This is a genomic window from Paenibacillus sp. KS1, assembly GCF_001680695.1.
GTDB lineage: Bacteria > Bacillota > Bacilli > Paenibacillales > Paenibacillaceae > Paenibacillus_B > Paenibacillus_B suaedae.
Genome location: NZ_MAIS01000373.1, coordinates 1 through 258 on the forward strand (window position 1 = coordinate 1; position 258 = coordinate 258).

Here is a 258-nt window from a genome sequence, read left to right on the forward strand (position 1 = left end):
CTTCTTATCTTATGTATTACAACGACAATACTTTGTTCTATATTATCATATCATTTAATTGAAAAGAAATGTATCAATTGGGCAAAACAAAGAACAACAAAGTTCAAAAAAAAGGTGTGATACTTGCAGCATCTGAAATTGTTGTTAAATGATTATGTGAACTGGTACAATAAACACCGGATTCACGGAACACTAAGCTATATGAGACCAGTTGATTACAGAAAATTAGCCCTTAAAAAAGTTGTCTAGTTTAGTGTT

1 protein-coding gene and 1 pseudogene are annotated in these 258 nt (G+C 30.2%); both read left to right on the forward strand.

All coding sequences use genetic code 11. From position 1 onward, the window contains the following. Positions 1–120 (forward strand): annotated as a pseudogene (locus tag BBG47_RS29730) (acyltransferase family protein); the annotation flags it as partial. 3 nt (positions 121–123) lie between these two features. After that, entirely contained in the window at positions 124–249 is a 126-nt protein-coding gene (locus tag BBG47_RS29270) for an IS3 family transposase (RefSeq protein ID WP_083189664.1), read from the forward strand. Positions 250–258 lie beyond the last annotated feature (9 nt).